The organism is Nocardia sp. NPDC051756, assembly GCF_040681495.1.
In the GTDB taxonomy this organism is placed as follows: Bacteria; Actinomycetota; Actinomycetes; order Mycobacteriales; family Mycobacteriaceae; genus Nocardia.
On the sequence record NZ_JBFAYV010000021.1, the window covers coordinates 38,731 to 54,748 of the forward strand.

At 67.3% G+C, this 16,018-nt stretch carries 17 protein-coding genes; 4 read left to right on the top strand and 13 right to left on the bottom strand.

Translation table 11 applies throughout. The features are described 5' to 3' along the window. Positions 1 to 270: 270 nt before the first annotated feature. Positions 271 to 930, top strand: coding sequence for a TetR/AcrR family transcriptional regulator (locus AB0M22_RS44600; protein WP_364739798.1), 660 nt, complete (start codon positions 271 to 273; stop codon positions 928 to 930). 196 nt (positions 931 to 1,126) lie between these two features. On the opposite strand, the gene AB0M22_RS44605 is transcribed toward AB0M22_RS44600, so the two are convergent. The 3 genes from AB0M22_RS44605 to AB0M22_RS44615 form a co-directional block, all read right to left on the bottom strand. Beyond that, a complete protein-coding gene (locus tag AB0M22_RS44605; protein WP_364739801.1) occupies positions 1,127 to 1,720 on the bottom strand; it encodes a hypothetical protein in 594 nt (197 codons plus the stop codon). A 124-nt stretch (positions 1,721 to 1,844) separates the two neighbouring features. Then, positions 1,845 to 3,293 (bottom strand): FAD-binding oxidoreductase, encoded by a 1,449-nt coding sequence (locus AB0M22_RS44610; RefSeq protein ID WP_364739804.1) that lies wholly within the window; start codon positions 3,291 to 3,293, stop codon positions 1,845 to 1,847. 197 nt (positions 3,294 to 3,490) lie between these two features. Then, on the bottom strand, positions 3,491 to 4,432 hold the full coding sequence (locus AB0M22_RS44615) for a cysteine synthase family protein (RefSeq protein ID WP_364739807.1): 942 nt from the start codon (positions 4,430 to 4,432) through the stop codon (positions 3,491 to 3,493). A gap of 117 nt (positions 4,433 to 4,549) precedes the next feature. Here AB0M22_RS44615 and AB0M22_RS44620 point away from each other — a divergent pair, with 117 nt between their 5' ends. Then, complete coding sequence (locus AB0M22_RS44620; RefSeq protein ID WP_364739809.1) at positions 4,550 to 5,212, top strand: helix-turn-helix domain-containing protein; 663 nt, start codon at positions 4,550 to 4,552, stop codon at positions 5,210 to 5,212. Positions 5,213 to 5,287: 75 nt separating this feature from the next. On the opposite strand, the gene AB0M22_RS44625 is transcribed toward AB0M22_RS44620, so the two are convergent. The 4 genes from AB0M22_RS44625 to AB0M22_RS44640 all read right to left on the bottom strand — a co-directional run bounded on the left by AB0M22_RS44625 (position 5,288) and on the right by AB0M22_RS44640 (position 8,218). Continuing rightward, positions 5,288 to 5,653, bottom strand: coding sequence for a hypothetical protein (locus AB0M22_RS44625; protein ID WP_364739812.1), 366 nt, complete (start codon positions 5,651 to 5,653; stop codon positions 5,288 to 5,290). Next, on the bottom strand, positions 5,650 to 7,410 hold the full coding sequence (locus AB0M22_RS44630) for an alpha/beta hydrolase (protein ID WP_364739815.1): 1,761 nt from the start codon (positions 7,408 to 7,410) through the stop codon (positions 5,650 to 5,652). Before AB0M22_RS44630 ends, AB0M22_RS44625 begins: the two co-directional genes overlap by 4 nt. After that, on the bottom strand, positions 7,407 to 7,688 hold the full coding sequence (locus tag AB0M22_RS44635; protein ID WP_364739818.1) for a hypothetical protein: 282 nt from the start codon (positions 7,686 to 7,688) through the stop codon (positions 7,407 to 7,409). The genes AB0M22_RS44630 and AB0M22_RS44635 overlap by 4 nt, the downstream gene beginning before the upstream one ends. Before the next feature lie 218 nt (positions 7,689 to 7,906). Next, entirely contained in the window at positions 7,907 to 8,218 is a 312-nt protein-coding gene (locus AB0M22_RS44640) for an EthD family reductase (RefSeq protein ID WP_364739820.1), read from the bottom strand. Between the two features lie 152 nt (positions 8,219 to 8,370). Here AB0M22_RS44640 and AB0M22_RS44645 point away from each other — a divergent pair, with 152 nt between their 5' ends. Next, positions 8,371 to 9,273, top strand: a complete 903-nt coding sequence (locus tag AB0M22_RS44645) for a LysR family transcriptional regulator (RefSeq protein ID WP_364739823.1) — start codon at positions 8,371 to 8,373, stop codon at positions 9,271 to 9,273. Between the two features lie 49 nt (positions 9,274 to 9,322). Here AB0M22_RS44645 and AB0M22_RS44650 read toward each other — a convergent pair whose 3' ends face one another. Both AB0M22_RS44650 and AB0M22_RS44655 read right to left on the bottom strand, forming a co-directional pair. After that, complete coding sequence (locus tag AB0M22_RS44650; protein ID WP_364739839.1) at positions 9,323 to 10,444, bottom strand: epoxide hydrolase; 1,122 nt, start codon at positions 10,442 to 10,444, stop codon at positions 9,323 to 9,325. A gap of 74 nt (positions 10,445 to 10,518) precedes the next feature. Continuing rightward, the gene (locus tag AB0M22_RS44655) at positions 10,519 to 11,937 is read right to left on the bottom strand and encodes an MFS transporter (RefSeq protein WP_364739826.1); all 1,419 of its coding nucleotides are present in this window, start codon (positions 11,935 to 11,937) and stop codon (positions 10,519 to 10,521) included. Positions 11,938 to 12,017: 80 nt separating this feature from the next. On the opposite strand from AB0M22_RS44655, the gene AB0M22_RS44660 reads away from it, so the two are divergent. Further along, complete coding sequence (locus AB0M22_RS44660) at positions 12,018 to 12,602, top strand: CGNR zinc finger domain-containing protein (protein WP_364739829.1); 585 nt, start codon at positions 12,018 to 12,020, stop codon at positions 12,600 to 12,602. Positions 12,603 to 12,902: 300 nt separating this feature from the next. On the opposite strand, the gene AB0M22_RS44665 is transcribed toward AB0M22_RS44660, so the two are convergent. The 4 genes from AB0M22_RS44665 to AB0M22_RS44680 form a co-directional block, all read right to left on the bottom strand. Then, a complete protein-coding gene (locus AB0M22_RS44665) occupies positions 12,903 to 13,493 on the bottom strand; it encodes a DUF1877 family protein (RefSeq protein ID WP_364739832.1) in 591 nt (196 codons plus the stop codon). Between the two features lie 13 nt (positions 13,494 to 13,506). Next, a complete protein-coding gene (locus AB0M22_RS44670; protein ID WP_364739833.1) occupies positions 13,507 to 13,809 on the bottom strand; it encodes a muconolactone Delta-isomerase family protein in 303 nt (100 codons plus the stop codon). Positions 13,810 to 14,122: 313 nt separating this feature from the next. Then, a complete protein-coding gene (locus AB0M22_RS44675) occupies positions 14,123 to 14,956 on the bottom strand; it encodes an alpha/beta fold hydrolase (RefSeq protein WP_364739835.1) in 834 nt (277 codons plus the stop codon). Positions 14,957 to 15,091: 135 nt separating this feature from the next. Then, entirely contained in the window at positions 15,092 to 15,670 is a 579-nt protein-coding gene (locus AB0M22_RS44680) for a TetR/AcrR family transcriptional regulator (RefSeq protein WP_364739837.1), read from the bottom strand. Positions 15,671 to 16,018 lie beyond the last annotated feature (348 nt).

Genomic DNA, 16,018 nt, shown 5'->3' on the forward strand with positions numbered 1-16,018 from the left:
CAACCTCTGTCCAGAGCCGTCGGCTCATCCGCAGTACATCCGCGTGGTCTTCGACACCTGCACTCAGCGTTGCGCCGTCATGGCGCGCCGAAGCCCGGGCGCCGGCTCTTGCCTCGCCGGCCAAGCCGATCTCAGGTTTGTCCTGATCACACCGGCCAAACGCAACGAAAACATTAGCGTACCTAAACCACGGGGCGACTTTAGCGGCACTCACATCAGGACGCAATAGGTGTCCGGCCTCCCGGTGCGATCTCGGATACGCTGCTTTCAATGACTACGCCCGACGCTGGCTCGGCCACCCGGCTGCCCCCGGGACGGCACAAGCTGGCGCGCGACACCGTCACCACATCCCAGATACAACGACTGCACCGCGCCGCGTTCGAGCAGATCGCCGCGCACGGCTACCACGGCACCTCCGTCGCCGCGATCGTCGCCGCCGCCGGCGTCTCGCGGCGCACCTTCTACGAGTTCTTCACCAACAAGCAGGACTGCTTCCGCGCCGCCTGCGACTACTTCGTCGCCGCATTCGACACCGACCTGCGCGAGCGCGCAACCGCACTGGACGCCCGCCACTGGCGCACCCTGATCCACGACTCCCTCGAGTTGTACTTGGCCGCACTGGCCGACAACCCGGCGGCCGCCCAGGCGCTGCACGTCGAAACACTCGTCGCCGGAAGGGAACTCGCCGAACAACGGACCCAAGTCCAAGCGATCCTCGCCGACCGAATGCACCGAGCACACCGCCTGGCCCGCCAGCAAGACCCCGCCCTCCCGCCGCGCTCCGAGGAGGTCTTCGACTTCATCATCGGCGGCATCGACGACCGAGTGCGCCACTGCCTGCAAACCCGCGGCGCTGCGCAACTGCTGACCCTGCTCCCGCTGCTCAACGCCGCCACTCTCGACCTATTCGGCGCCACCGAACACCGGTGAACCCGGCCGGATGCCGAGCTTCCCCCGACCGGGCAGCGCGGGGTGGACGCGGCCGGGACATACCGCTGAAACCTCAATCTCGTAGGCAGACAGTTCGATTCGCATCAGCTCGGTGAGTGTGCGGACCGTGCTCGTTGTCGCATCTGACGTTGTGGTGTGCCCACGATGCGACTGCCACCGAGAAGGTGTTGTTCGGCTAGGGCGTGAGGGCGCCGGAGGACTCCAGGACCGTGAGGAAGTGGGTGAATATGGGCCAGTGGAGGTTCAGCTTGCCGTGCGGGGTGGCGATCACCTGGTCGATCGTGGCCTGAGTGTAAGGGCCGTTCGGTGTGATGTCCGGGACCAGTACTTCCAGGTAGTTGTTGGCGTCGGGATCGGGGTCGGGAATGCAGAGTTCGTAGCACCAGGCGTCGCGGTCGCTGAAGTAGAACGAGTTGACCTCGCATCGTTGGTCGCCGAAGTGCCAGGTGTTGTAGGACCATCGGAGATCGCCGACCACCTCGGCTGGTTGGTCCTTCGTGACGATGTCTCCGGAACTCTGCACATGGTCGCGGAACCGGCGCAGGATCAGCCAAGGGATCGACCCCGGCCCGAAGCTGACTATCACGTGGCGTTGAGATCTCGGGGTGAACGGGCCCTCGGGAGTCTGGTCCGGAATGCTGACATCGAGGTGCGGTCCGGTGCCGGGCGGGCCGGTAATCCCTTGCAGCTCATAGGTCCAGGCCTCGTCGGGCAGGCAGTAGTTCGAGCTGACCTCGTATAGATTGCCGTCGTGCTCCCAGATCTCCACATCGGCAGCATCGCACGGATGATCGTTTTCTACCGGCCGCGCTCGGTCCGCCCCAAACTCCATGACACACATGCGGATATCAGCCCAACGCATGGCCGGCCGCGGTTCGCGAACTACGAGCGCATTACTCGAGCGGAATGCTCATCTTGTGGTGCAGCAGGTTGTCCGGGTCGTATTTGCGTTTGATTTGTTTGAGTCGGGGGAGATGTTCCCCGTAATAGGCGTCGAACAAGTCGCGGCCGCGGTCGCCTTCCATGAGGTCGTCGTCGCCGATGTAGGGGCCCACGGAGTAGGGATGGAATAGCTCGTAGGCGTCGTCCTCCCATTCGCGATAGCGACGATCACCCTCGGCGCGCAGCTCCTCGACGGTCAGGTCGCCGAGGTCGATATCGGTGCCGAAACCCGAAAGCCAGGTGCAGCCACGGTTTTTGATCGCGCAGTCGTCGACGGGGCGTTCGACGTCGGGGTTGAGCAGGCAGAACTGCACCCGGTTGCCGGGCTGCTGGCGCTTCAGCAGATCGGCGAATTCATGAATCAGACTCTCCGGCAACGGGTTCGGTAGGAAACCGGCACGGATCTTCTGATAGCGGGGATTGGCGTCGGTTTCGCGGGTGACCGCGCTCGCATCGACCAGCCAGTGCGCGGAGGTCTGCTCCTCGCTTTGACGCTCGAGCACCTGCAGGAAGTTCATCGGTTCGATCTCGGGTGGTTCGGTCGGCGCCGGCAGGTTCGCCCGCATGTCGGCGATGTGCGCGTCGCGTTCGTCGGGGGTGTCGGTGAACAGTCCGCCCGACAGTTCGATCATGCCGCGCCAGGCGACCAGGATCGGGCTGAACGTGACCGGTGAGTCCAGGCAGTAGCGTTGCACGTCGATGAGGGTTCGGGCGATATCGACCTGATCGAAGTGCCAGCGAAAGGTGAAGTTGGCCGGTGCTTTCGGCGCGTCGAAGGCCCGCAGGCGCATCCGGGTGATGATCCCGAACGACCCGGTTCCCGAACCGCGCAGTGCCCAGAACAGATCGGGGTGCTCGACGGTGTTGGCGGTGCGTACCTCGCCGTCGACGGTCACGACCTCGAACTCGAGGGCCTGGTCGGTGAGGTTGCCGTAGGTGCGCAGGCAACGTCCGTAGCCACCGGCGGTGACTTGGCCGCCGAGTCCGACATTGAGGCAGTCGCCCGTGGGTACCGATAACTGGTGTTCGAAGGCTGTCGAATGGAGGATTCCGGTCAGCACCCCGGGTTCGGCGGTGACGACCTTCGCCTCGGGGTCGACGCTGATGGCGCGCATGTTCACCAGGTCGATCACCAGTGCTTCGCTGTCGGGTCCGCCCAGTCCGTTGCCCTCGATCGAATGCCCGCCCGAACGGATCGCCAGCTGGGTCACCCCCGCCGCGCGTGCGGCCCGCACGACCGCTTGGACCTGCGTGGTATTGCTCGGCCGCACCAGCCCGAGCGGACGGGCCCGGGTGCGTACATTCCAGGTCGCTCGCGCCCGGTCGTAGTCGAGATCGCCCTGGAAACTCATCGGGACATCGGGAAGTGCCGCCCGCAGCCGCGCCGCCACATCACCCATGAAACCAGCCTCCCGCGCCTAGTCGATCCGCTGAGTTTTTCGACCCGAACCCTAAACCGGCCGCGGCGAATTCAGCCCGAACCGCGACGGCCCGTCGCGCTCCCACTGCAAGACACCGTTTCGGCGCGGCTGGCCCAACATCCGCTCCGCAGCATGATCGACGCACGCGCTGGCGGTAACGCAAACTCGGGTCGGTGTCAGACCCGACTTGCGCGGAACACGTTGGTGCTGAGGTATTTCAGGCCGGAGTCCACCAGGATGGTGGCGATGGTCGCGTCGGGGCCGAGTCGTCGGCCGAGTTCGATGGCCGCAATGACGTTGGCGCCGGATGAGGTCCCGCTGAACAGCCCTTCGTCCGTTGCGAGTCGCCGCGCCATGGCTTCGGCATCGGCGGTCGGCACAGGGATGATCTCGTCGGGGAGGTCGGGGTCCCACATCGGCGGTGGGTAGCCGATCCCGATGCCTTCGATGAGGTGCGCGCCGGGGCGGCCGCCGGAAAGCACCGCGGACTCGGCCGGTTCGACCGCTACCACCCGCAGTCGCGGGTTGTACCGCTTCAACGGTGTGGTCGCCCCGCGCAGCGATGCCGCCGTGCCGACCGCTTGCACGAAGCCGTCGACGCGGCCACCTGTTTGTGCCCAGATCTCTTCGCCCATGGCGTGGTAGCCGGTGATGCCGGCGGTGTTGGTGAGCTGGTCGGTCCAGTAAGTGTTAGGTCGGCGGCCGAATTCGGCTGCGGTGTCGATCATGTCGAGGATCAGCTGCTTGGTGATCTGCCCGTTCGCACTCGGAATCAGGGTGAGTTCGGCGCCGAGCGCGGTCATCTGGGTCAGCTTGTCCGCGCTGAACGCATCCGAGCTGACGATCCGCAGCCGGTACCCTCTCGCCGCGCAGACCAGGGCCAGCGCGGCACCGGTGCTGCCGCCGGTGTATTCGACGACGGTATCGCCGGGCCGGAGCCGCCCGTCGGCCTCGGCGGCGGCCAGCATGGCCTGTGCCATCCGGTCTTTCATGCTGCCGGTCGGATTGTGGCCCTCGACCTTGACCAGGATGGTCGCGCAGTCGGCGGGCACCACCCTGCGCAATCGCACAAGCGGTGTGTGGCCGATCGCCGTCAGCACGCTGCTACCGATTTCCATGACTACTCGCCTTTCCGACGCATACATCGACGTTGTCGATCATCGGGACATCGCGTCGGAGCTGGAAGTTCAATCCTTGAACCGCGCTTGCGGTCATGCGGTACGTACGCTGCCGGTGTGGGTGGTTACGGACAGTTCTGCGGCGTGGCGCGGGCGCTGGATGTGCTCGGCGAGCGGTGGACGCTGTTGATCGTTCGGGAACTGCTGCTCGGCGCGTCGAGCTTCGGTGACCTGTGTCGAGGACTGCCGCGGATCCCTCGGGCAACTCTGTCGGCGCGGCTGCGGACGCTGCGCGCCGCCGGCGTCGTCGACGGCTATCGCCTCACCGAGGCCGGCGCCGCGCTCGCCCCGGTGGTCCGGGAACTGGCCCGATGGGCCATCACCACCGACAGCGCCGCCCTGGGCGAGGACGATCTCGATACCGCCGCCCTCACCTGGGACATGCGCCGACGCGTCGATGCCGCCGCGCTGCCCGACCGCCCGGTCGTGCTCGCCATCGAATTCACCGACCGGCCGCCCTCCGACCGCAGGTTTTGGTTACATCTGTCCCGGACCAGCGTGGACCTGTGCCGAGACGACACCGGCGCACCCGTCGACCTCTGGCTCACCACACCGACCCGAGCGGCCACCGAATGGTGGCTCGGGAATCTGTCCTGGCCGCAACTGCTCCAACAATCCGGAGTCCGGGTGCACGGTGATCGCGCACTGCAACGCGAGATGCCGCGCTGGTTCACTCGTTACGTGTTCACCCCCGACTCCCTCGGCACGACCGCGACCTGAACGCGCCGGTCACCGCACTCGCGGCTCGGCAGCGTTCAGGCAGCTGTCGTCATGGCGCGCGGAATCGGCGAGCGGCTACCAGGCCGTTTCCACTCCCGTCGGGTTGGAGGGACCGGGGTCGCCGTCGGGGGATTGCGAGCGTTCGTCGTCCAGTCGTGCCGCGTTCGCCTGGGCGAAGGTGGAGATGGCGTCGAAGCGGGGGTCGGCGTGGACCTCGCGCATGGCCTCGTCGAGCTGGGACTGGAGGTCCTGCAACGCCGCCTGGTAGGCGGCCAGGAGGGCCGGCGCGCCGGGTATCGACGCCTGCACCAGTCGATTGTTGGCGTCGATGATCACCTGGACGCCGTCGACGTCACCTACGCCGCGCACCTGTTCCAGCGCGGCCTGGGCGCGTCTCACCTTCAGGCCGAGTGAGTCGAAGTCGTTGTGCTGCATGCTCATCGGTTACCTGGCGGTGGTGGCGGGGTCGGTACCGGTTGGGTCTGTGCAACTTCTGGTGGCGCGGGCGGGATCTTCGTCGCCCGGTCGCCTTGGCCCGCGATGATGTGGCCCATGCCCTCCAGTGATCTGTTTCCGGGCTCCCAGTACTTGTTGTGCGCGTCACCGTTCAATCCCAGCTCTGAACTCGGTCCGGGATCGGAGGGAAAGGTGCGCCCCCGGAAGTCGGGATCGGTGGGATCCATACCGTAATCATCCAGTTGCCCAGAGACTTTCGGCAGCGTCGGGCCGGTGTCGGTCGGGTTGTACGGATCATGAATGTCCGGCCCGGAGCCGACGCCGAAGAGGGCATCGTCGACCTTGCCCGCGCGGTTGGCCGCATACAGGGGCGTCGGATCGTGGATGGCGGCCGTCGCGTATACCCGGTTGCCCACCTCCTCGGTCGGGACGCCGGTCAGTCTGAGGTCGCTCGCATGCTCGACCATGGTCCCGGGGCTGGCCACGAACACCACCGCATCGGCATTGAGGGTCCGTCCATTGCTGGCCGCGTCACCGACCAAGGTGGTGCCGTAGCTGTGGCCCACCACAGTGTTGTACGACGGTGCGCCGATATGTGAAGCGCGCAAACCGTTCTGGAACCGATCCAGCGCACCCGCCCCGGCGTCGGCGTAGCCACGGTGCGTGGCATCGAGAAGCTCGGGTGGTGCGTCGTAGCCGAGCCACGAGATCACCGCGGGATTCTTGGCTCCGGCGGTCCTGGCCTGGTCACGCATCCGGTCCACCCAGTCCATATACATGCTCTTGGACGGCCGGGAACCGGTGCCGGGCACGAAGGTGGCGACATGGTCGGCGAGGTCGGGGTTACCGGCGGCGATCGCGGCGTGGGTGGTGCCGCCGGACTTGGTGTCCAGCAGCATGAGATAGCGATCGGGCTGCTGCAACTCCTTGCTGATTCTTTCCAGATCGTCGCGTTTGCCTTGCAACGCAGGGTCACCGGCCCGGGCGCGGGCGAGTTCGTTGCTCAGTGTCATCCGGTTGTAGTGGTCGCGGTCGACGACCGGGATGCCGTCCCGGTTCCCGATATACGGGTCGTGCTTCCACAACGCATCCTTCTCCGCGGGGGTCAACGTCGCCCAGAAGTCGTGCAGTTGTTGTGGATCGTCGGGCAACTGCGCGTGGCCGGCCACGATGTCCTGGACTCGCTGACCAATGTCAGGGGCGGGGTGTTTCTCGTAGGTGTCCAGCAGTTGCAGCGAGTCGGTGATGGCCTTGGCGGCCCTGGCCTCGGCGTCACCGAACTGGGCCAGCAACTGCTGGATCTTGGTCTGGTAGTCGGCAGCCTGCGTGTCGAGGTAGTGCTGGACGAGACCCGGCACGCTCGGATGTTCGTTGCCCGGAGGCACTTTCGGTGCGGTGACCTTGCCCGCGTCGTCGACCGACATGCCGTCGTCTTCGGTCGCGTGCACGAGGGTGGTCAACAGCACGTCGCGATAGCCGGCCAGTTCGGTGCCGAAGGCGTTGTAGTGGTCGGCGAGTCCGACCACGGTCTCGGCGAGATGATTGGCGTCGAGCTGATGCGCCAGCTTGCGCGCCGAGGTCGCCGCGGCGCCCGCGCCCCGCCATTGGCCCAGCTCCTGGTCGACGTCGCGAGCCATCTGCCCGACCCGGTCGGTGAACGTATTGGTCTGCGTCGACAGGATTTCGGCGAGCGACACCATGGTTTCCGGCACGCAGTCCTTGACGTGGCCGATGGTCGTCATGCGCCGGCGTAACGTCGCAGCTGCTCCGTATTGGCCTGCTCGAGCTCCGAATACGTGGCGGCGCCCGCGGTCATCCGAACGGCCATCTGGTCGATATTGCCGCCGATCAACCCGAATGCGTGCCGCACGGCGTCGGGAACTCGGTCGGACGCCGCGCGCACCGGTGAGTCCTCGGCCATGACCACCCGCGCCCCGATCCTGATCTGCCCGATCTCGGCGGCGTGCCCACCGAGCTTGCCGCCGAGCCGGCGTAAAGCGTCCGCATCGACCTGCAGCACGCTGTCGCCACGCTCCTCTGGCGCTCCATTCGCCATTGCACCCCCACATTGTCGGTTCGGACAATTTCACCGACGGTAGCATCCCCGGTTCGGCGGTCGCGACCCCCCAAAACCTCCGCCCCGCACACGGTCGACCACCCGGATTGGTTGTCCTTCAACACATCTCATGCCTGCCCGCAACGGGCGGCCGAACACGCCACGGAGCGTTACGTCCAGCCTCAGCTGGTGCCGTCTCGCACCGGATAGTCGATCACGACCACGCCGCCGGTGGCGTAGTTGAAGACATCGGCGGCCGCCCGCCGCCCGTACTCCGACGCCTGCGCCGCGGCCAGGGCGGCGGCGTCGGCGAAGTCGGCTTCGAAGACCGCGAAATACGGTGGCTGTCCCTTGGTCGTCGCCACGTCGAAGCTGTAGCGCCACGCAAGCAGACCTGGCCAATTCATGACCAGGGGAAGGTGGTTGGTCACGTAGTAGTCGCGGAAGTGGTCAGGGTCGGCGGGCTCGGGATACAGGACCACCAGCTTATGCATGCCTGCCTCCTGCAGCGTGTATGCGTGCGGTGATCGCTACCGCGGTCGGTTGAATCGTCATATGCGCAGGTTAGGGCTTGATATGCGGTCGAGGGAAAGACCGGGACGGGATAGACTCAGAACGGATCGTTATCAATCGCGGGGGAGGGCATGTGGCGCCGGATACGGTGAGCCTGCGGTACTTTCTGGTGCTGGCACAGGAGTTGAACTTCACCCGCGCGGCCGCACGGATCGGCATCGCGCAGCCCGCACTCAGCGCCCGGATGCGCCGATTGGAGGCGGAACTCGGTACGAGCCTGCTGGTTCGCAACACGCGGAGCGTCGGATTGACCACGGCCGGTGCGGCTTTGGCGGAATCCGCGCCGCCCGCGCTGGCGGCGCTGGACCGGGCATGGAACACAGCCCGGAATGCGGGGGCCGGTGAACTGGGCACGCTGCGCCTCGGATACAGCCTCAGCGCGGGGGCTGAGACGGCACCGGCCCTGGTGGACAGGCTCATTCGCAGTAGTCCGGGACTCGAGGTCGGCGCAGTCCCGATGGCGACACCGGAGATCTGTTCCGCGGTCGCCGACGGCCGCATCGATGCAGGGATCACCCGCGGTGAACAGCCGGGTCGTGGCGTGCGCCGGTTCCTGCTGCGGCGGATGCGCGTCGGAGTCCAACTGGCACAGCATCATCCACTGGCCGAACATCCGGAGATCGAAATCGCCGATGCGGCAGCGTATCCGCTGCGACTGCCCGACCGTACGGCCAACCCCGTGATCCACGATCAGCTGGCCGCGCTGTTCCGCGAGACCCGGCCGAACCTCCGATTCCACACGCCCCCAGTCTCTTTCGACCTGTCTCAGCGTGATCTACGCGACGGGCTCACCCTCGCGCCGGCCGGTGAAGCCGCGGTGACCACGCAACCGGCCGGTCTCACGTGGCGACCGCTGCGGGGCGCACCCCCGTTGACGATCCACCTGGTCCTCCCGCGCGTGCAGTCACCACTACACCGCCGCATCCGCACCGCCGCGAAAACCCTGGCACACGAGCTGCATTGGCTGCCGGACTGACGCGCAGCAGGTTCCTTGGACGGGGCTTCCCGGGGAATGGGACGGGCAGTCAGCGGACGAGGCGGAAGAACCCGCGCACCTGCTCGACCAGCGACTCCGGCTGCTCCAGCGCGGCGAAGTGGCCACCCCGCGGCAGTTCCTCGAACCAGCGCAGGTCGGTGAACCGCCGCTCGGCCTCCCGCCGCGACGGGCGGGTCAGGTCGCGCGGGTAGATCGACAGCCCGGACGGCGCGGTGACCTTGTCGCGGAAGTGGGCGAAGCTCTCCCAGTACAGGCGTGCCGACGACGTGGCCGACGCGGTGAACCAGTAGACCGAGATCTCGTCGAGGAGCTGCTGCCGCGACACCGCGTCCTCGAGGTCGCCGTTGTGGTCCGTCCAGGCCCAGAACTTCTCGGCGATCCAGGCGGCCTGGCCCGCCGGGGAGTCGGTGAGGCCGTAACCGAGCGTCTGCGGCCGGGTCGACTGCTGCGCCGAGTACCCTCGGCCGGTCCGCTGGAACTCCTTCGCGACCTCGATGCTCGCCAACTCCGCAGGCGTCGGGTCGTCGAACGTGCCCAGCGCCACGGACCCCATGTTCAGGTGCACGCCGGCGACCCGCTCGGGTGCCACCTCGCCCAGCGCGCCGGACACCGCCGAACCCCAGTCGCCGCCCTGCGCGCCGTATCGCGGGTAACCCAGCGAAACCATCAACGCGTCCCAGGCGCGCGCGATGCGCGTGACGCCCCATCCGGTCGTCGACGGCTTGTCGCTCCAGCCGTACCCGGGCAACGACGGCGCGACCACGTGGAACGCGTCCGCCGGGTCCCCGCCGTGCGCGCGCGGGTCGGTCAGCGGGCCGAGCACCTCCAGGAACTCGAGCACCGAACCCGGCCAACCGTGCGTGAGCACCAGCGGAAACGCGTCCGGCTCCGGCGAGCGGACGTGCAGGAAGTGGATGCCCAACCCGTCGACGGTGTCGCGGTACTGCGGGAAGGCGTTCAGCCGCGCGGCGAACCCGAAGTCGTAGTCCTCGACCCAACTGCGGCAGAGCTCCTGCGCATAGGCCAGCGGCAAGCCCTGCGACCAGTCGTCCACCGGCTCGGGCTCGGGCCACCGCGTGCGACTCAATCGTGCGCGCAGGTCCGCGATCTCGGCTTCGGTGATGCTGACTTCGAACGGCTCGGCGGACATGGCGGACTCGCTTCCTCGGTAGTTGTCGGAACAGATGTGGGTGCAGCCGTCGACCGGCTCGCAGGTATGGCCCGTCATCGTCGGTTCCCACGCGTGTGGTCAGGTTCGGGTCGACGGCCCGCGCCAGGACGCCGGGTCAGGCTGACGACGAGTCCGGCCAGCGGGAGTGCGGCGAGCACGGCGAGGGCAACCGGTACCGACACGATTCCGGACAGGCCCGCGACCGCAGCCGGACCGATCCCGCCACCCAGGAATATCATGAAGTTGAGCAGGCCCTGTGCGGTATCGCGGTCGCGCGCGGCGACCAATTCCGGTGCGAGGCTTACCAATACGGCCTGTGCGCCGGTGAAGCCACACACCGTCAGCGCCGCGCCGACGACAACCGGAATCGGCCCGTGGAAGACCGCGACCACGAGTACGCCGACGACCGTGAGCGCCGCGAGCCCGGCCGACACCTGCCAACCGGTGAACCGGTCGGTTGTGGTGCTGACCACCCGCCCGGCCAGCACCGAGCAGGCGGCGGCCGGGACCAAGAGTGCACCGGCCACGAGGGCGCCGCCGCCCGTGGCCTGCTCGATCAGGGACGGAGCGAGGAACAGCACCCCGTAGTAGCCGGCGAAGATCGTCGCGCCGACGAGTCCGGCCGCCAGGAACCCGCGGGCCGCGACCACCCGCCGGGGCACGAACCCGTCGGGCGTGCGCCGCACGCGCCACCACAGTCCCACGGCGGCAAGCACCCCGGCGGCGGCCACGACGAGTGTGACCGGAGTGGACAGGCCGATCGAGTGCGCCTGCAACAACGTGATCAACGAGCCGGCGAGTACCGACAGCACGACCGCGCCGACGATGTCGAGCTGCTCGGGCGAGCCGTCCCCCGCACCGCCACCGATCCGCGTGAACGAGCGCCCACCCGCCAATACCGCGAGCAGGATGGGCAGCGCGACGACCGGGAACGCGAGCACGGCACGCCACCCCAACCATGCGGTCAGCGCCCCGCCCAACAGGGTTCCGCACGCCGACGCCGTCGCGCTGGCGGCCGCGATGATTCCCAGCGCGCGGATCCGTTCCCGCCCGGGAAGGGCGGTGACCGCGGCGAAGACGGCGATCACGGTGGCACCCGCCCCGGCCCCACCGATCAATCGGCCGATGATCACGACCGGCAGCGTGGGGCCGGCGCCCGCGAGCGCCGAGCCCGCGGCAAGTGCCACGACCCCGCCGACGAGCACCCGGAAGGGGCTCCACCGGGTCATCAGCCTGCCCGCGACCGGCATCGCGAGCGCGGAGGTCAGCGACCACGCGGTGAGAATCCAGGCCGTGGCCCCGAACGGCACCGCGAGCGCGCGCCCGACGGCAGGCAGCGCCACCGACGGTGCGCCCAGCGCCACATACTGCGGCAGCACCAGCATTCCGAGCGCCAGCCCCAGCCGGCGTCCGTCCGGGGCATGGTCCGATCCGGTGCTGAGGGCTGCACCCGAGGGGATCGTCTGCGCCATCGTCGTCTCCTCCCTGCCCGTGGTGACACGTGACAGCTACTATGAATGTCACCATAGGGAATGCGAAGGAGACACGTCAAATGCTAGATGCGTGTTACACCGAGTCGGCGGTCCAGACGGCCGTCGACCTCGCCAACACCTTGAAGCCGGTCAAGGGTGAGGACGCGCTCGCGACGGTGGAGCAACTCCGGGACTTCCTCGACCACCATCGATCGGCCGGACCTGCGAGTTCGGCCGCGGACCAGGGGAGCGGTCCACTGCGGCTCACCCGCGCCGACTTGGCAGAGGTCCGCGCGTTGCGCGAGACGGTGCGTGCCGTGCTCGAACGAGCGAACACCGACGCGGCGGGAATCGCGGTGCTGATCAACGACGGCCTGCGTCGCAGCCACGCCACCCCGGCGCTGCGCCACGACCACGACCGCTGGTGGACCGAGGTCACCGCCGACACCGACCGCTGCGCGGCACACCTGGCCGCGACCACGCTCAGCGCGCTGGCCTCCGTGATCGCCACGCTCGGCCCGACCCGGCTCGGCGTCTGTGCCGGACAGAACTGCCGAGGCACCTTCGTGGACCTCTCGCGCAACGGCTCGAAGCAGTTCTGCACCCGAACCTGCGCACACCGGGCCAGCGTCGCGGCCTACCGGAGCCGGCGCAGCCCGCGTTGAGCATCGGCGCCGGATCGGCCGCGACGCCGTCGGCAACCATCGCGGCACTCACGGCTGCTGCGCAGGCGATCGCTGACCCGTCTAGCGAATGCGGGCCTGGCGGAACGCGTTTCGCAGCTCGCTGACCAGCACGTCGGGTTGCTCCCAACCCGCGAAGTGCCCGCCGTACTCCATCTCGTTCCAGCTGATCAGGTAGTGGTAGCGGTGTTCGGCCAGCGCTTGGCGACCGGGAACGGTTCGCCGGGGAACAGCGTTGGCCGGTTCGACCAGTTGCGAGCATGAATCAGGTGGGCCACTGTTTCAGTCGAGCTTCACCAGTACGCATTCGTCCAGGTCGGCCGCGGTCCGGTACAGGTCCGCATACTGGCCCAGCAGATCGAGTAAGTAATCGCGATCTCGCGGGCCTTTGTACACACCGGCGGCTTCCATCGCTTCGGTGTCGAGCTGCCGTGCCGCGATTTCTCGATTGCTCGCAACGAACGCCGCTACCGCCCGCGCAGTATCCGGTCTGACGAACCGGAGCGGAATCCCTTGTGTCGCAGTCGCGCCTGAAGCCAAGGGCTCCTCTCCGAACACAGCGATCTCGGCTAGCCCGTGGGGATTTCTTCCCTCTTGATTCCGGCGGTTGGGCGCAAGCAACCAGTACACGGCGTCCCACGCCCGCGTGCTGAAGGTCCGCCCGAGAAGGCCGGGGCGCTCCCCGACGATCCGACGAGCGACCGGCGCCAGCTCGAGCCAGATCGGGTCATCCCGGTACCGCGAGTTCGCGACGTCGTCAGTGGCCAAGCTGTCGAAGAACTGGATAGCGTCCTCGGCGGCCTCGCGATCCCGCATAGCGCGCTCCAGCAGCGGTTCGTAAGGCATTGCCTGGTACCGGGCGTCGATGGCCATCCCGGGATCGTAGTTACCCGGCGTCCTGCTCGAACGCCACCGGGTCGATGCTGCTTACCTCGGCCAGCGGGAAAACCTCGAATGTCAGGTGCGGGCTGATCGGATTGTCGTACAGCGCGACAGCCAACTCTTCATGCGAGTCCACCTGAAAAATATTCAGGCCGCCTTGCGCGCCGACCCGGGCCCAGCTGTGCTTGATGACGCCCTTGTCCACCAAAGCCTTGAAGTATGCGAAGCCCTGGGGCAGCCGCCTGCGGAACTCGTCCGCGCTGATCCCAGTCGGGTTCTGCGTCGTCAAAACGGCAAACAAAGCCATGTGCTTCCTCCTAATATCTGGGCGAGATATCTGGGTGAGAGAATTAGGCCTGCCGAATGTTTATGTGCGCGCTGGTCAGCGGTCCTCGAATTCCCCTCGAACCCTACTACGAATCCGATAACGGAAGTCCGGCAGCGAAGACCGCGTCGGTAAACGAGGCGATGCTGGTAGGCGGCAATGTGCACAGCCTGATCTGTTCGTTCACCGGCAGACCTCATGGCGGCGCGGAACTGGACCGTTCTACGCAGCCACGAGGTTCCTCGGCTTGCCCACGGCCGTTTCGGATCGACGATCTCGACGGGCTGGGCGTCGGTTACCGGTGCGCGGCCAGGAACGGCAGGACGACGTCGGCCATCTGGGCGGGCACTTCCTCGGCGAGGTCGTGTCCTGCGTCGAAAACGTGGCCGGTGACGTCGTGGGCCATGAGCCGCATCTGGGATTCGTTGCGGTCGCCGATGAACGCGGATCCGCCGAGCGCCAGGACCGGGATATCCAGTTTCTTCTGTGCGGCTTGCCGGTTCTGTTCGGCGTCGACGAGCATCGCCCGGTAGATCGAGAGCATCGCGCGGATGCCGCCGGGCATGGAGTAGCAGCGCACGTATTCCTCGACCGCGTCGGTGGTGGCGGTATCGGGGTGGCTGCGCTCGAACTTGATCATGTAGGTGATCAGCTCGCGCTCGTGTCCGGCGATCAGCATTTCGGGTACGTCGGGCTGGAAGTAGAAGCCGAGATGCCACAGATGCATTCCGCTGGAGACGTTTTCGGGGGTGAGGGCGGTGTGGTCCTCGAAGCCGAATCCGGGGAACAGCGCCTCGGCGAATACGAGGGCGGTGACGTGGTCGCGGTGGCGGGCGGCGAGCTGGTAGCCGATCACCGCTCCCCAATCCTCGCCCGCGACGGCGTAGGTCTCGTGTCCGAGGTAGGCCATCAGTTCGGCGATGTCGTCGCTCATCGTCGCGGAATCGTAGCCGTCCGGCGGGCGGGCGGAGTCGCCGAGACCGCGCAGGTCCGGCACGACGACGGTGTAGTGGGGCGTCAGCTTCGGGACGAGGTGGCGCCAGTGGTAGCCGGTCTTGGGCACGCCGTGCAGGAGTACCACCGCGGGGCCGGAACCGGCTGTGCGGTAGTGCAGACTCGTTCCGTTCACGGTGGCTCGGCCTGTGCGGACGGGCGTTCCGGCATGGTCGAACATCATGTTTTCCAACTTCCTGGTGACATCGCGTCGGCCTGAGCTCCGACGCCTTTTCTGGATCATCTGATACAGATTGCGGGCATGGAAAAGTCAGCCGAGGGCGACCAGGGCGACCTCCACGAGGGGTTCGAGGGCGTGGGTGTCCGGCGTGATCTTCGAGGAGACCAGCAGTCCGTTGAGAAAAGTGACGAGGAAGGCGGCGAGGGTGTGTGGATCATGCTGCGCCGCAATCTCACCCCGTGCTATCGCGACCCGCAGCACCTCTGCGAGCGCATCTCGGCTGGCCTCCTGCACGTCGCGCACCATGCGCCGGATCGACGGATCCGCGGGCAGGCGCTCGCAGGCGGCATTGACCACCAGGCAGCCCCGGCCGTCGTGTTCGACGGCGATGCGGATTCGCTCGATCAGCATCGTGCGGATCGCCGAACGGGCATCCGCCCCCTGCTCGAGGCTGCGCAGCGCGGCCGCCGCGAGGGTGCTGCGGTAGTGCTCCAGCGCCGCCCGGTACAGACCGTCCTTGTCGCCGAACGCGGCATACAACGACCCCTGCCCGATCCCCAAGTGTTCGGTCAGGTCACGCACCGAGGTCGCCTCATAGCCACGCGACCAGAACAGCTCCATCGCGCGGCCCACCGCCGCCTCGGTGTCGAACTCCCGGGTCCTCGCCATGGAGCAACCGTAGCTTATCTGGATCGTTCGCTCAAGAAAGGGCTACGGCCCGACTTCGTCGCCTGCCGGGCTAGGTGCCGTTGCCGGCTCGGCACCTCCGACGATCCAGCCCAACTGGTACATCCCGGCGCCTCGCTGTGGTTGCCGCCTGTGCGGCGCAAGACATCTACTTCGGCCGGCTGGCCGAAATGGGTCCGGCGGGTACGGAATTCACCGTGGTGGAGCCGGAAGACCAGCGCGAGTTCTAGGTCTTCCGGCTCGGTCCGCTAGCCGGCTTGGTCGGCGTAGTTCAGCAGGAACAGCGCTTCGGCCAGGGCCATGTGCTCGATCTCGGACGGATCCACGCTC

Excerpts from the sequence above, each read along its gene's own strand:
- AB0M22_RS44640 (WP_364739820.1), bottom strand. The coding sequence starts at position 8,218 with ATGCATAAGCTGGTGGTCCTGTATCCCGAGCCCGCCGACCCTGACCAC.
- AB0M22_RS44600 (WP_364739798.1), top strand. The coding sequence starts at position 271 with ATGACTACGCCCGACGCTGGCTCGGCCACCCGGCTGCCCCCGGGACGG.
- AB0M22_RS44670 (WP_364739833.1), bottom strand. The coding sequence starts at position 13,809 with ATGGCTTTGTTTGCCGTTTTGACGACGCAGAACCCGACTGGGATCAGC.
- AB0M22_RS44615 (WP_364739807.1), bottom strand. The coding sequence starts at position 4,432 with ATGGAAATCGGTAGCAGCGTGCTGACGGCGATCGGCCACACACCGCTT.
- AB0M22_RS44660 (WP_364739829.1), top strand. The coding sequence starts at position 12,018 with ATGCTAGATGCGTGTTACACCGAGTCGGCGGTCCAGACGGCCGTCGAC.
- AB0M22_RS44630 (WP_364739815.1), bottom strand. The coding sequence starts at position 7,410 with ATGACGACCATCGGCCACGTCAAGGACTGCGTGCCGGAAACCATGGTG.
- AB0M22_RS44655 (WP_364739826.1), bottom strand. The coding sequence starts at position 11,937 with ATGGCGCAGACGATCCCCTCGGGTGCAGCCCTCAGCACCGGATCGGAC.
- AB0M22_RS44680 (WP_364739837.1), bottom strand. The coding sequence starts at position 15,670 with ATGGCGAGGACCCGGGAGTTCGACACCGAGGCGGCGGTGGGCCGCGCG.
- AB0M22_RS44610 (WP_364739804.1), bottom strand. The coding sequence starts at position 3,293 with ATGGGTGATGTGGCGGCGCGGCTGCGGGCGGCACTTCCCGATGTCCCG.
- AB0M22_RS44665 (WP_364739832.1), bottom strand. The coding sequence starts at position 13,493 with ATGGCCATCGACGCCCGGTACCAGGCAATGCCTTACGAACCGCTGCTG.
- AB0M22_RS44625 (WP_364739812.1), bottom strand. The coding sequence starts at position 5,653 with ATGAGCATGCAGCACAACGACTTCGACTCACTCGGCCTGAAGGTGAGA.
- AB0M22_RS44650 (WP_364739839.1), bottom strand. The coding sequence starts at position 10,444 with ATGTCCGCCGAGCCGTTCGAAGTCAGCATCACCGAAGCCGAGATCGCG.